This is a genomic window from Mycobacterium sp. NPDC004974 (assembly GCF_053600815.1).
In genome coordinates this window covers 1-13,678 of sequence record NZ_JBSGAQ010000014.1, presented here as the reverse complement: position 1 = coordinate 13,678, position 13,678 = coordinate 1, and the positions used below count along the sequence as shown (strand labels likewise).

Annotated in this window: 12 protein-coding genes and 1 rRNA gene; 6 read left to right on the top strand and 7 right to left on the bottom strand. The window is 66.0% G+C overall.

The features are described 5' to 3' along the window. The first annotated feature begins 35 nt into the window (after positions 1-35). Together ACWEFV_RS25460 and glgB are read left to right on the top strand one after the other, a co-directional pair. On the top strand, positions 36-2,114 hold the full coding sequence (locus ACWEFV_RS25460) for an alpha-1,4-glucan--maltose-1-phosphate maltosyltransferase (protein WP_450072223.1): 2,079 nt from the start codon (positions 36-38) through the stop codon (positions 2,112-2,114). A 7-nt stretch (positions 2,115-2,121) separates the two neighbouring features. Beyond that, positions 2,122-4,329, top strand: a complete 2,208-nt coding sequence (gene glgB / locus ACWEFV_RS25455) for a 1,4-alpha-glucan branching protein GlgB (RefSeq protein ID WP_450072222.1) — start codon at positions 2,122-2,124, stop codon at positions 4,327-4,329. Positions 4,330-4,407: 78 nt separating this feature from the next. Here the strand turns inward: glgB and ACWEFV_RS25450 are convergent, their stop codons facing one another. The 3 genes from ACWEFV_RS25450 to ACWEFV_RS25440 are packed head-to-tail and all read right to left on the bottom strand — an operon-like array spanning position 4,408 to position 6,977. Beyond that, a complete protein-coding gene (locus ACWEFV_RS25450; protein ID WP_450072221.1) occupies positions 4,408-5,319 on the bottom strand; it encodes a tetratricopeptide repeat protein in 912 nt (303 codons plus the stop codon). 13 nt (positions 5,320-5,332) lie between these two features. Next, a complete protein-coding gene (locus ACWEFV_RS25445) occupies positions 5,333-5,728 on the bottom strand; it encodes a DUF3817 domain-containing protein (RefSeq protein ID WP_450072220.1) in 396 nt (131 codons plus the stop codon). 58 nt (positions 5,729-5,786) lie between these two features. After that, positions 5,787-6,977 (bottom strand): acetyl-CoA C-acetyltransferase, encoded by a 1,191-nt coding sequence (locus ACWEFV_RS25440; protein ID WP_450072219.1) that lies wholly within the window; start codon positions 6,975-6,977, stop codon positions 5,787-5,789. Positions 6,978-7,060: 83 nt separating this feature from the next. Between ACWEFV_RS25440 and mce the strand changes: the two genes are divergently transcribed. Then, positions 7,061-7,537: a methylmalonyl-CoA epimerase gene (gene mce / locus ACWEFV_RS25435; protein ID WP_135456973.1), complete on the top strand. Its 477-nt coding sequence runs from the start codon at positions 7,061-7,063 to the stop codon at positions 7,535-7,537. Here the strand turns inward: mce and ACWEFV_RS25430 are convergent. Next, on the bottom strand, positions 7,534-7,815 hold the full coding sequence (locus ACWEFV_RS25430) for a hypothetical protein (protein WP_135456975.1): 282 nt from the start codon (positions 7,813-7,815) through the stop codon (positions 7,534-7,536). The two genes, mce and ACWEFV_RS25430, sit on opposite strands and share 4 nt — an antisense overlap. Then, entirely contained in the window at positions 7,815-8,486 is a 672-nt protein-coding gene (nucS, locus tag ACWEFV_RS25425) for an endonuclease NucS (protein WP_450072218.1), read from the bottom strand. Before nucS ends, ACWEFV_RS25430 begins: the two co-directional genes overlap by 1 nt. A gap of 46 nt (positions 8,487-8,532) precedes the next feature. Here nucS and ACWEFV_RS25420 point away from each other — a divergent pair, with 46 nt between their 5' ends. Then, positions 8,533-10,137: an adenylate/guanylate cyclase domain-containing protein gene (locus ACWEFV_RS25420; protein ID WP_450072217.1), complete on the top strand. Its 1,605-nt coding sequence runs from the start codon at positions 8,533-8,535 to the stop codon at positions 10,135-10,137. Here ACWEFV_RS25420 and glsA read toward each other — a convergent pair. Further along, entirely contained in the window at positions 10,134-11,417 is a 1,284-nt protein-coding gene (gene glsA, locus ACWEFV_RS25415; RefSeq protein ID WP_450072216.1) for a glutaminase A, read from the bottom strand. The two genes, ACWEFV_RS25420 and glsA, sit on opposite strands and share 4 nt — an antisense overlap. Before the next feature lie 87 nt (positions 11,418-11,504). Here glsA and ACWEFV_RS25410 point away from each other — a divergent pair, with 87 nt between their 5' ends. Beyond that, positions 11,505-12,998: a DNA-3-methyladenine glycosylase 2 family protein gene (locus tag ACWEFV_RS25410; protein WP_450072215.1), complete on the top strand. Its 1,494-nt coding sequence runs from the start codon at positions 11,505-11,507 to the stop codon at positions 12,996-12,998. After that, entirely contained in the window at positions 12,995-13,492 is a 498-nt protein-coding gene (locus tag ACWEFV_RS25405) for a methylated-DNA--[protein]-cysteine S-methyltransferase (protein ID WP_135456986.1), read from the top strand. The genes ACWEFV_RS25410 and ACWEFV_RS25405 overlap by 4 nt, the downstream gene beginning before the upstream one ends. A 101-nt stretch (positions 13,493-13,593) precedes the next feature. Here ACWEFV_RS25405 and rrf read toward each other — a convergent pair. Continuing rightward, a 5S ribosomal RNA gene (gene rrf / locus ACWEFV_RS25400) occupies positions 13,594-13,678 on the bottom strand; the annotation flags it as partial.

Below are 13,678 nucleotides of genomic sequence, written 5' to 3'. Positions count from 1 at the left end.
AGCCGCTTGACCGAGACGATGTGAGGAGTGGATGGGTGGCCGGTCGGATCGGAATCGACGATGTCGCGCCTGTGGTCTTCGGCGGGCAGTTCCCGGCGAAAGCCGTCGTCGGCGAGGTGGTGCCGGTGCGGGCCACCGTTTGGCGCGAAGGCCATGACGCGGTCGCGGCCACCCTCGTGGTGCGTTATCTCGGCACCGATTACCCGCGGCTGGCCACCGGACCCGGCACCGCGGCGGTACCCGCGTCGATCGATGCGGTGAGGCGTCCCGCACAGCGCATCAAGCCGCAGGCCCTGCCCATGTCCACCGGGCACACCCCCGATGTCTTCCACGGCCAGTTCACCCCCGACAGCGTCGGACTGTGGACTTACCGGGTCGACGGCTGGGGCGATCCGCTGACCACCTGGCGGCACGCGGTCGAGGCCAAATTGGGCGCCGGGCAGAGTGAGGCCGAGTTGTCCAACGACCTGCTGATCGGAGCGCGCCTGCTCGAGCGTGCCGCCGCCGGGGTGCCCCGCAAACTGCGCGATCCGATGATCGAGGCGGCCGCGGCGCTTCGTACTCCCGGCGACCCGTTCCTGCGTGCCGGGGCGGCGCTGTCCGACGAGGTCACCGAACTGCTCGACCAGTACCCCCTGCGCGAGTTGGTCACCCGCGGTGAACAATACGGCGTCTGGGTGGACCGGCCGCTGGCCCGGTTCTCTTCGTGGTACGAGGTGTTCCCGCGGTCCACGGGCGGTTGGGACAAAGCCGGGCATCCGGTGCACGGAACATTCGCCACCGCCGCCGGGCAGCTCCCCCGGATCGCCCGCATGGGTTTCAACATCGTCTACCTGCCGCCCGTCCACCCCATCGGCAAAGTGCATCGCAAAGGCCGCAACAACGCGGTGACCGCCGCGCCGGATGACGTCGGGTCGCCGTGGGCGATCGGCAGCGACGAGGGCGGCCATGACGCCGTGCACCCTGCACTGGGGACGATCGACGACTTCGATGCCTTCGTAGCCGCCGCCCGCAAGCAGGGTGTCGAGGTGGCGCTGGACCTGGCGCTGCAGTGCGCGCCCGATCATCCTTGGGCCGCTGCACATCCGGAGTGGTTCACGGTGTTACCCGACGGCACCATCGCCTACGCGGAGAACCCGCCCAAGAAATACCAGGACATCTATCCGCTCAACTTCGACAATGATCCCGCCGGCCTGTACCACGAGGTGCTACGAGTGGTGCGCTTCTGGATCTCACACGGCGTCAAGATCTTTCGTGTCGACAACCCGCACACCAAGCCGCCGAACTTCTGGGTCTGGCTGATCGCCGAGGTCAAGAACGAGGATCCGGACGTGCTGTTCCTGTCCGAGGCGTTCACCCGACCGGCGCGGCTCTACGGCCTGGCCAAACGCGGGTTCACCCAGTCCTACACATACTTCACCTGGCGGACCAACAAGTGGGAGCTCACCGAATTCGGCAACGAGATCACCGCGAACGCCGACAACGCACGGCCCAGCCTGTGGGTCAACACCCCCGACATCCTTCACGAGTCACTGCAGCACGGCGGTCCGGGCATGTTCGCGATCCGCGCGGTACTGGCCGCCACGATGAGCCCGTCGTGGGGCATGTACTCCGGTTTCGAACTGTTCGAGCACCGGGCCGTCCGGGAGGGCAGCGAGGAGTACCTCGACTCCGAGAAATACGAACTGCGCCCCCGCGACTTCGCGGCCGCGCTGGCCGAGGGCCGCTCGCTTGAGCCATTCGTGACCCGCCTCAACGAGATCCGGCGCCTGCACCCCGCGCTGCGCCAGCTGCGGACTCTGACCTTCCACCACGTGGACAACGACGCACTGCTCGCCTACAGCAAGTTCGACCCGATCACCGGAGACACCGTGCTCGTGGTGGTCACCCTCAACCCGTTCAGCCCGGAGGAGGCCACGTTGTGGTTGAACATGGGTGCACTGGGTATGGAAGCACATGACCGGTTCTGGGTACGTGACGAGATCACCGGCGAGGAATACCAATGGGGGCAGTCGAATTACGTGCGCATCGATCCCGCCAAGGCGGTGGCGCACGTTTTGAACATGCCGCTCGTACCCTATGAGCAACGACTGGGCTTGCTACGCAGGGAATGAGAACGAGATGACAAGAAGCAACCACCTCACCGACCTACATCTGCGGCCCGACCCTACCGACATCCAGCGGCTGCTGATCGGTCAACACCACGACCCGCATTCGGTGCTCGGCGCCCATGAATTCAACGGCCGGACCGTGATCCGCGCCTTCCGCCCACACGCCTCCAAGGTCGTGGCGGTGATCGGCGGTGATCGATTCCCACTGCAGCACATCGACTCCGGGCTTTTCGCGGTGTCCGTTCCGTTCACCAACCTGGCCGACTACCGCCTGGAGATCGGCTATCCGGGTGCCGACGACACGATCTTCACCCACACCACCGCCGACGCCTACCGGTTCCTGCCCACCCTCGGTGAACTGGACCTGCATCTGTTCGCCGAGGGCCGCCACGAACGCCTCTGGGAGATCCTGGGCACGCACCCGCGCAGCTTCACCACCCCCGACGGGGTGGTGGACGGTGTCTCGTTCGCAGTATGGGCACCGAATGCCAAGGGCGTCAGCGTGATCGGTGACTTCAACCACTGGGATGGCAACGAGGCGCAGATGCGCGTGCTGGGGTCCTCCGGGGTATGGGAACTGTTCTGGCCCGGGTTCCCCGTCGGCGGCCTGTACAAATTCCGCGTACACGGCGCCGGCGGAGTGACCACCGACCGCGCCGACCCGATGGCATTCGCCACCGAGGTACCACCGCAAACCGCATCCCGGGTCACCACCAGCTCCTACACCTGGAACGACGGAATGTGGATGGCCCGTCGCGCCGCGCAGAACCCGGTTTTCGAACCGATGAGCACCTACGAGGTGCACCTGATGTCCTGGCGCCCGGGGCTCAGTTACCGGCAACTGGCCACCGAGCTGACCGATTACGTTGTGGAGCAGGGCTTCACCCACGTCGAACTGCTCCCGGTGGCCGAGCATCCGTTCGGCGGCTCGTGGGGCTACCAGGTCACGTCCTACTACGCCCCGACCTCACGCCTGGGAACTCCTGACGACTTCCGGTATCTCGTGGATTCGCTGCATCGGGCCGGGATCGGAGTGATCGTCGACTGGGTCCCTGCCCACTTCCCCAAGGACGCGTGGGCGCTGGGCCGATTCGACGGCACGCCGCTCTACGAGCATTCCGACCCGCATCGCGGCGAGCAGCTCGACTGGGGCACCTACGTTTTCGACTTCGGCCGGCCCGAGGTGCGCAACTTCCTGGTCGCCAACGCCTTGTACTGGCTGAAGGAATATCACGTCGACGGACTCCGGGTAGACGCCGTCGCCTCGATGCTCTACCTCGACTACTCCCGCCCCGAGGGCTGCTGGACGCCCAATATCCACGGTGGTCGGGAGAATCTGGAGGCGGTGCAGTTCCTGCAGGAGATGAACGCCACCGTGCACAAGGTGACCCCGGGAATCGTCACCATCGCCGAGGAGTCGACCTCCTGGCCCGGTGTCACCCGCCCGACCAACCTTGGCGGCCTTGGTTTCTCGATGAAATGGAACATGGGCTGGATGAACGACACGCTCGACTACGTCAGCCATGACCCGGTGCACCGCAGCTACCACCATCACGAGATGACGTTCTCGATGCTGTACGCGTTCAGCGAGAACTACGTGCTGCCGATCAGCCACGACGAGGTCGTGCACGGCAAGGGCACGCTGTGGGGCCGGATGCCCGGTGACGACCACGCCAAGGCGGCGGGGCTGCGCAGCCTGCTGGCCTATCAGTGGGCCCACCCCGGTAAGCAACTGCTGTTCATGGGCCAGGAATTCGGGCAGCGGGCCGAATGGTCGGAGGAACGCGGACTGGATTGGTTCCAACTCGACGAGCAGGGCTTCTCCGGCGGCGTGCAGCGATTGGTGCGCGATCTCAACGGCATCTATCGGCGCCACCCGGCGCTGTGGAGCCGCGACACCAGCCCCGAGGGCTACTCCTGGATCGACGCGAACGACTCGGCCAACAACGTGCTGAGCTTCCTACGGTTCGGCGCCGACGGTTCCGTGCTGGCCTGCGTGGTCAACTTCGCCGGGAGTGAGCACAGCGAGTACCGGCTGGGCCTGCCGCACGCCGGTGCCTGGCAGGAGGTACTCAACACCGACGCGACCATCTACAACGGGTCGGGCATCGGGAACTTCGGCGTGGTGCAGGCCACCGACGAGCCGTGGCACGGCCGCCCGGCCTCGGCGGTGATGGTGCTGCCGCCGCTGGCGATGCTGTGGTTCGAGCCCGCCTGACTTGTCCCGCCAGCAGACACAAAACTGCCCAATTTCAGGCAAGTAGCGGCAGCTTTGTGTCTGTTCGGCGAACGAAAATCAGTACAGCGCGTTGGCCAGATTGCGACGACCCGCGACCACGTCGGGATCGGCCGGGTCGAACAGGTCGAACAGCTCGACGAGCCGGGTCCGCACCGTGGTCCGGTCGTCGCCCGCAGTGCGCTTGATAAGCGCGATGAGCCGATCGAACGCCGCTGACACGTTCTGGGCCAGGATCTCGGCGTCGGCGGCGGCGAGTGCCGCCTCGATGTCGTCGGGAGCAGCGTCGGCCGCGGCCACCGCGTCGGGGCGCTGGGCGCTTGCCCGCTCCAGGAATGCGATCTGCCGCACCGCGCCCTTGGCCTCGGCGTGGTTGGGCTGGGCATCGAGGATTGCCTGATAAGCAGCCGACGCGGCGGCGAAGTCGCCTTCGTCGAGAGCAGCTCTGGCCGCGGCCAGTTCGGGATCGACCTGCTCAGGCTCATCATCGCCCGAACCGGATCCGGTCAGCTTGCCCGCGGTCGCCTCGAGCAGCGAATCGACCCAGCGACGGAGTTCGTCGGCCGGTTGCGAGCCCTGGAAGCTGGCGATCGGCTGTCCTCCGGCGAGCGCGACGACGGTCGGCACGCCCTGGATTCCGAACATCTGCGCCACTCGCGGAGTGGTGTCGACGTTGACCAGCGCGAGTGACCATTTGCCGTTGTCTGCCGCAGCCAGACCCGCCAGGGTGTCCCCCAGCGCGGCGCTGGAATCGCTGCGCGGCGACCACAGCAGCACCACTACCGGCACCTGGCCCGAGCGGACCAGCACCTCGGCTTCGAAGTTGGCTTCGTTGACCTCGGTGATATTCGGGCCGCCGGCCGGGCTGGGACTGCCGCCGCCCGAACCGGCCGCGGCGGGCCGCTGCTTGAGTGCCGAGAGGTCAACCGCGCCGGCCAGCGCCGGCCCCACAGAAGGTCGTGGACGAGTCACGTCACCAAGTCTGTCACGTTGTTTCCGGCAGGGCGCCGCCCGGTTGCGACACCACGGCCGGGGCATCACCCGACTCCGCGCCCGAAACCAACCGGCCAGCGCGATCAGCCCACATGACAAAGATCACACTGCCCAATGGCACGATGCTGCCCAGCAACGCCAGAATCCACGTCCGGGCACTCCAGCCGACGGCCATTGCGACCATCAGCGCGGTGAACAGGTACGCCAGGAACAGCACTCCGTGCACCGGCCCGAAGACCTGCACCCCGATCTCGGTGCCCGACGAATGGACCCGCTTGAAGTACATGCCGATCAGCAGACCGGCCCAGCTGATCGCCTCAGCGATCGCCACCAGACGGAACCGGCCGGCTTCGGTACGGACATCGAATGTGCTTGCCATGGCCACCATTGTGCCCAACCGTGGCGCCAGCTACTACACAGCGTCGTTGTAATTCGCCGATTAGCTGTCAGCGACGAAGGATCAGCGCATCGCCCTGGCCACCGGCACCACAGAGCGCGGCCACCGCGTAGCCGGACCCCTTGCGGGCCAGTTCCAGTGCCGCATGCAGCGTGATGCGGGCACCCGACATGCCGATCGGGTGACCGATCGCGATAGCGCCGCCGTTGACGTTCACCTTTGCCGGATCAACGCCCAGCTCCTTGGTCGAGGCCAGCGACACCGCGGCGAACGCCTCGTTGATCTCGAGGACGTCCAACTGATCGACGCTGATGCCCTCACGCTCGACGGCCTTCTTGATCGCGTTGGCCGGCTGGCTCTGCAACGTGGAGTCCGGACCGGCCACCACACCGTGTGCACCGATCTCGCACAGCCAGTCCAGGCCCAGCTCCTGAGCCTTGGCCTTGCTCATCACCACGACCGCGGCCGCACCGTCGGAGATCTGCGACGACGAGCCGGCGGTGATGGTGCCGTCCTTGCGGAAAGCCGGGCGCAGGCCACCGAGCGATTCGGCCGTGGTGTTGGCCCGGATTCCCTCGTCCTCGGCGAACTCGATCGGGTCGCCTTTGCGCTGCGGGATCGACACCGGCACCACCTCGTCGGCGTACACCCCGTCCTTCCATGCCGCGGCGGCCTTCTGGTGCGACTGGGCCGCAAACTCGTCCTGCTCAGCGCGGGTGAACTTGTCGACGTCGTTGCGCTGCTCGGTGAGCGCCCCCATCGGCTGGTCGGTGAACACGTCGTGCAGACCGTCATAAGCCAGGTGGTCGACCAGCGTCGCATCGCCGTACTTGTAGCCCTCACGGCTCTTGGGCAGCAGGTGCGGGGCCTGGCTCATCGATTCCTGGCCACCGGCGACCACGACCTCGAACTCACCGGCGCGGATCAGCTGGTCGGCCAGGGCGATGGCATCGATGCCCGAAAGGCACATCTTGTTGATGGTCAGCGCGGGCACGTCCCAGCCGATACCGGCGGCCACCGCGGACTGGCGGGCGGGCATCTGCCCGGCGCCCGCGGTCAGCACCTGGCCCATGATCACGTAGTCGACCAGCGAAGCATCAACCTTGGCCTTCTCCAGGGCACCGCGGATTGCGATTGCCCCCAGGTCACTGCCGGAAAAGTCCTTCAGCGAGCCCATCAACTTGCCGACCGGAGTACGCGCTCCAGCAACGATCACCGACGTGCGAGATTCCGCAGTCATTTCCTACCTCCAAAGCCAGGGTCCAAGAGCTGTGTGGGCGATCACACATACGCAAACGTTCAGGTAGAGGTTACCGTTACGTTATGACCGCCGATCAGGTTGATGCCCGTCCCGCCCTCGCTTCCGCGCTGGTGACGGCGATCGATCACGTCGGTATCGCCGTTCCCGATCTGGATGCCGCGGCCAAGTGGTACCACGACAACCTCGGCATGATCGTCCTGCACGAGGAGATCAACGAGGAGCAGGGCGTGCGCGAGGCCATGCTCTCGGTGCGCGGCGCCGCCAAGGGCAGCGCCCAGATCCAGCTGCTGGCCCCGTTGAACGAGAAGTCGACGATCGCCAAGTTCATCGATCGAAGCGGCCCCGGCCTGCAGCAGCTGGCCTACCGGACCAGCGACATCGACGCACTGAGTGAGCGCCTGCGCAGCCAGGGCGTTCGACTGCTCTACGAGGCCCCCCGAAAGGGCACGGCCAACTCGCGCATCAACTTCATCCACCCGAAGGACGCCGGCGGCGTGCTGATCGAGTTGGTGGAACCGGCCGCGGATTCAGAGCACTAAGACCACTTTCTCGTCGGGCCGCGATTGACCCGATTCGCCCAGCAGGCGGTGTGCCAATGCCTGCGGTCATCGATATCGCCGACGTCGATCGGCACCACCACCACGTGCGCGGTCGCCACGCGGATCTCGTGGTCACATCCCGGGCATCGATAAACCTTCACCGCACGCGAGGCGGCCACGACCCGCACCTCGTAGTCGTAACCATCGGGCCCGGTCTCGACCCGACGCGTCGGCGGCAATGGCGCCAACCGACGGTGTTCGCGGGGCCGACGGCGCATCAGAACAGCCGGTATTCGTCGCTGTCCATGCCCCGCATCTGGTCATAATCCAAAGTCACACAACGGATTCCACGGTCCGTGGCCAGAGTTCGGGCCTGCGGTTTGATCTGCTGGGCGGCGAACACGCCGGCCACCGGGGCCAGCACGGTATCGCGGTTGAGCAGTTCGAGGTAGCGCGTCAGCTGTTCCACACCGTCGATCTCCCCACGGCGCTTGATCTCCACGGCCACCGAGCGGCCCAGCTCGTCACGACACATCAGATCGACCGGGCCGATGGCAGTCGGGTACTCGCGGCGCACCAGTGTGTAGCCCGCCCCCAGCAGCTCGACATGTTCGGCCAGCAGCACCTGCAGGTGCGCCTCCACGCCGTCCTTCACCAGACCCGGGTCGACACCGAGTTCGTGGCTGGAATCGTGCTCGACGTCCTCGACCGTGATGCGCAACTGCTCACCGGCCTTGTTCTCGACCACCCACACCGGCACGCCGTCGTTGTCATCCTCGGTGAGCCAGCACGGCGGACTCATCCAGTTCAGCGGCTTGTAGGCGCGATCGTCGGCATGGACACTGATCGAACCGTCGGACTTGAACAACAACAGCCGGCGGGCCGATGGGAGGTGGGCGGTCAGCCGCCCGACATAGTCGACGGTGCACTGGGCAATCACGAGGCGCACCCGATCCACCTTAAGGGCATCTGGAACGAACTAGGCTGTCGCCACAATGAACTCCGACAAATCGCTGGCACGACGGCTGGGCCGGGTGCTTGAAGGCGTCACCCGCCAGAACAGCAGGCTCCCGATCACTCCGGAATACGGATCGTGGGTGCTGGGCCGGGTATCGGAAAGTCAGCGCCGCCGCAGGGTGCGCATCCAGGCGATCCTCACGACGTTCGTGATTGCCGGGAATCTGCTCGGCATCGGCATCTCGATGATCATCGTCACGCTGCTGTTCCCGGCACCCGACGTGTTCGCTCCGCCGGTCCGCTGGATCACCTTCATCGTGGCCCCCGTCTACATGGCCATGGCGCTGATCGTCGGGGTGTTCTGGGCGACGACGCGGGTGATCGACAACGTGCGCTGGGCCATCGAAGAACGACCCCCCACCATTGCCGATCAGCGCAACACCTTCTTCGCCCCGTTCCGGCTCACCCGCGTGCTGCTTGTCCTGTGGGGTCTCGGCGCCGCCCTACTGACAACGCTGTACGGGCTCGTCGACACCAATTACATTCCGAAGTTCCTGCTGGGCATCACGTTTCCGGGAATCGTGGTGTCGGTCAGCTGCCATCTGTTCACCGAGTTCGCACTGCGGCCGGTTGCCGCGCAGGCACTGGAGGCAGGCCCGCCGCCGGTACGGCTGGCGCCGGGCATCATGGGCCGCACCATGGTGGTGTGGGCACTGGGCTCGGGCGTTCCCATCTTGGGCATCATGCTGGCCGCGATGTTCGCCCTGACACTCAACAACCTGACTCCGACGCAATTCGCCTACGCCGTCATCGGCCTCGGCTCGTTTGCGCTGGTGTTCGGTTTCCTGCTGATGTGGATCCTGTCGTATCTGACCGCAACTCCGATCCGCGTCGTGCGTGCGGCCCTCAACCGTGTCGAACGGGGCGATCTGGACACCAACCTGGTGGTGTTCGACGGCACCGAACTGGGCCAGCTGCAACGGGGATTCAACTCGATGGTGCACGGCCTGCGCGAACGCGAACGCGTCCGCGATCTGTTCGGCCGACATGTCGGCCGCGAGGTCGCGGCCCTGGCCGAGCAAGAGAAGCCCGTCCTCGGCGGCGAGGAACGCCACGCCGCAGTGATTTTCGTCGACGTGATCGGCTCGACGCAGCTGGTCACCACGCGTCCCGCGGTCGAGGTGGTCGATCTGCTCAACCGGTTCTTCGCCGTCATCGTCGACGAGGTCGACAACCACCGCGGCCTGGTCAACAAGTTCGAAGGCGACGCAATACTGGCGGTGTTCGGGGCGCCGGTCTCGCTGCCCAACCCCGAGGACGAGGCACTCGGGGCCGCACGGGCGATCGCGCGGCGGCTGCGCATCGAGGTGCCCGAGCTCGAGGCAGGCATCGGAGTGGCGGCCGGCCAGGTGGTGGCGGGCAACGTCGGCGCCAAGCAACGCTTCGAGTACACCGTGATCGGGGAGCCGGTCAACGAGGCCGCACGGCTGTGCGATTTCTCGAAGCAAGTGCCCGGGCACCTGGTGGCGTCATCGGACACCATCGCCAACGCGTCCGAAACCGAAAGGGCCCGTTGGTCGCTGGGCGAATCGGTAACCCTACGCGGTCTGGGCGAGCCGACCCGCGTGGCCGTACCGGCCTAGCCGGCGCCCCACTGCCGCGCTGCGTCGACTGCCTCGTCGACGGTGCGGAACACGATGGCGTCGTAATCGTCGCGCCGGTCGGCCGGCACCACGCGGCCGTCGGGGTCGACGAGATAGGCGTCCTTACCTGCCGCAGCCAGGCTTGCCCGCATTCCGGTCAGCATGCCGCGCGCGGCATCGTTGATGTCATCGACGCGGGTGACGTCGAGCACGGCGACCTCCCATTCACCACGATCGTGCTCGGCGGTCCGCAGTACCTGCTCGGCCCCGGCGAACAACAGATCGCCCTGCACCTCGTAGACCCGAATGCCCGGGCCGGCGTCGAACACCGCCCGCAGGGTCGACGACGACTCACGGCCCACCGTGAGGAAGTGCAGTCCCAGCTGCGCGGAAAGGTTGTGGCACACCTGTACCCCGCGCACGCTGTTGCCACGGGAATCCAGGCGCGGTGAGTAGACACCGATGCCGATTTGGCCAGGTAGCACCGCCACGATCCCGCCGCCGACACCACTCTTGGCGGGCATGCCGACGGCGCTGACCCAATCGCCTGTCGCGTCGTACATCCCGCAGGTCACCATCACGCTGAGGGTGCGCCGAACCACGTTCGCATCGATCACCCGTCGACCTGTCAACGGGTTGAATCCGCCCCGGGCCAAGGTGGCGGCCATCCGGGCCAGGTCGGTGCTCGTCACCTTGACCGAACACTGCCGGAAGTACACGTCGAGGACCTCGTCCGGATCACCTTCCAGCGCACCGAAACTGGTCAACATGTAAGCGATCGCCCGATTGCGGTTACCGGTCGCCTTCTCCGAGGCGTACACATCCATGTCGATCTCGAGCCTTCGGCCCGCACACGCCGAGTAGAACTCATGGATGCGGTCGAACCGCTCGTCGGCGTCGGCCCCGGGGATCAGCGAAACCGCCGCAATGGCACCGGCATTGATCATCGGATTCTTCGGTGTCTTGGTCACATCGTCGACGCTGATCTCGTTGAACGCCTCACCTGAGGGTTCGACGCCGATCCTGGCATCAACGGCATCCTGGCCGATCTGGTCCAGCGCCAGCGCGTACGTGAACGGCTTGGAGATGGACTGGATGGTGAATTCCACTGCGGTGTCGCCAGATTCGTAGACATAGCCGTCCGAGGAGGACAGACTCAGCCCGAACCCCTCGGGTTCGACATTGGCGAGTTCCGGGATATAGCTCGCCAGGGCGCCTTCGCGCAGTTCGATCTGCTCGGCACGGATCCGGTCCAGGTAGTGCTGCACCAGCTCGGCCACGGATCGCAGTCTAACCGCGGGCACCCGCCCACGACCATGTCGCTTTTCCGCTAGTGAAGTGCCGGCTGTCGTGCCATCGTGGAATTCATGCACGAGGATTTCGATCGCTGTTACCGGGCAGTCCAGTCGAAGGACGCGCGGTTCGACGGCTGGTTCGTCACCGCCGTGCTCACCACAGGCATCTACTGCCGTCCCAGCTGCCCGGTGCGGCCGCCTTTTGCCCGCAATATGCGGTTCTATCCAACAGCGGCTGCCGCCCAGGCAGCCGGCTTTCGAGCCTGCAAACGGTGCCGTCCCGACGCCTCACCGGGCTCTCCCGAATGGAACGTGCGGGGCGACATCGTGGCGCGCTGCATGCGGCTGATCGCCGATGGCACCGTGGACCGCGAAGGGGTGACGGGGCTGGCCGCCCGCGTCGGCTACACGAGCCGGCAGCTGCAACGCATCATGCAGGCCGAGCTGGGGGCAAATCCCCTGGCATTGGCCCGGGCGCAACGCACCCAGACAGCCCGGGTACTGATCGAGACAACCGAGCTGCCGTTCGCCGACGTTGCGTTTGCCGCAGGTTTCGCCAGCATCCGTCAGTTCAACGACACCGTGCGCGCAGTCTGCGATCTGACGCCGACTGAGCTGCGGCTGCGGGCCCGCAACCGATTCGCAGCCGACGCCTCGGCTGCCCCCGGCGTGGTGTCACTACGGCTGCCGGTACGCACCCCTTTCGCGTACGAAGGGATGTTCGGACATCTGGCGGCCAGTGTGGTGCCAGGCTTGGAAGACGTGCGCGACGGGCAGTACCGGCGCACCCTCCGGCTGCCACACGGCCATGGGGTGGTCAGCCTGACACCACAGCCTGACCATGTCCGGTGCCAGTTGGTACTCGAGGACTTCCGCGACCTGGCGGCCGCCATCGCACGGTGTCGACGCCTGCTGGACCTCGACGCCGATCCCGAGGCCGTGGTGGAAGCACTCCAGGCGGACCCCCGGCTCGCGGCTGTCGTGGCCAAGGCACCCGGGCAACGCATTCCGCGCACCGTCGACGAATCCGAACTCGCACTCCGGGTGGTGATCGGCCAGCAGGTGTCCATCAAGGCGGCGAGTACACATGTCGGGCGCCTCGTAGCCGGCTACGGAACCACCGTTACGGACGAGGCCGGAGGGCTGACACACGTATTTCCGAGCATCACCGATCTCGCCGGCCTGAATCCCGACGATCTGGCGATGCCGGCGTCCAGGAAACGGACCGTCACAACACTGGTCGCTGCCATCGCTGATGGCGACCTCGTCCTCGATCCGGGATGCGACTGGGAGCGGGCCCGTGAACAGCTGCTTGCCCTGCCCGGGGTGGGGCCATGGACCACCGAGGTGATCGCCATGCGCGGCCTCGGTGATCCAGATGCCTTCCCCGCCACCGATCTCGGTGTACGCGCGGCCGCCGGCCACCTCGGCCTGCCCGCGGACGGACTCGTGGAACACAGCACCAGATGGCGGCCATGGCGCGCTTATGCAACACAACACCTGTGGACCACACTGGACCACGCGGTGAACGAATGGCCCCCGAACGATCGACAGGAGAAGTCATGACGACACTGCACTACCGCACCATGGACAGCCCGGTCGGCCTCCTCACGCTGGCCGGCCGGGATGGAAAGCTGATGCACCTACGAATGGTGGATCAGACGTACGAACCGAGCCGCGAGGGCTGGGACGCCGATGACACGGCGTTCTCAGACGCCGTCGATCAACTGTCCGCCTATTTCGCCGGCGACCGTACCGAGTTCGACCTCGAGCTGGACATGGTGGGGACGCAGTTTCAACGCCGGGTGTGGGAGGCCCTGCAGACCATTCCCTACGGCGAGACCTGCTCATACGGCGAGATCGCGCGGCAGATCGGTTCACCATCGGCATCGCGAGCCGTCGGTCTGGCCAACGGGCACAATCCGATCGGCATCATCGTGCCGTGTCATCGGGTGATCGGTGCGAATGGCAGTCTCACCGGCTACGGCGGCGGCCTGGACCGCAAGCGGGCATTGTTGGAATTGGAGAAAAGCCGCACGACGCCGGCTCTGTTCAATTGAGTAAGGGACGTTTCAATTCCATTTCACGAATTGAAACGTCCCTGCATACAAAAATGCCCGAGCCCTCCAATCGAAATTGGAGGGCTCGGGACTTAATTTGTGTTCGGCGGTGTCCTACTTTTCCACCCGAAAGGGTAGTATCATCGGCGCTGGCAGGCTTAGCTTCCGGGTTCGGGATGGGACCGG

Bases quoted from the DNA above. Each gene is read 5' to 3' on its own strand.
- glgB (WP_450072222.1), top strand. From the start codon at position 2,122: ATGACAAGAAGCAACCACCTCACCGACCTACATCTGCGGCCCGACCCT.
- ACWEFV_RS25445 (WP_450072220.1), bottom strand. From the start codon at position 5,728: ATGGTGGCCATGGCAAGCACATTCGATGTCCGTACCGAAGCCGGCCGG.
- ACWEFV_RS25440 (WP_450072219.1), bottom strand. From the start codon at position 6,977: ATGACTGCGGAATCTCGCACGTCGGTGATCGTTGCTGGAGCGCGTACT.
- mce (WP_135456973.1), top strand. From the start codon at position 7,061: ATGACCGCCGATCAGGTTGATGCCCGTCCCGCCCTCGCTTCCGCGCTG.
- ACWEFV_RS25430 (WP_135456975.1), bottom strand. From the start codon at position 7,815: ATGCGCCGTCGGCCCCGCGAACACCGTCGGTTGGCGCCATTGCCGCCG.
- ACWEFV_RS25420 (WP_450072217.1), top strand. From the start codon at position 8,533: ATGAACTCCGACAAATCGCTGGCACGACGGCTGGGCCGGGTGCTTGAA.
- ACWEFV_RS25410 (WP_450072215.1), top strand. From the start codon at position 11,505: ATGCACGAGGATTTCGATCGCTGTTACCGGGCAGTCCAGTCGAAGGAC.
- ACWEFV_RS25405 (WP_135456986.1), top strand. From the start codon at position 12,995: ATGACGACACTGCACTACCGCACCATGGACAGCCCGGTCGGCCTCCTC.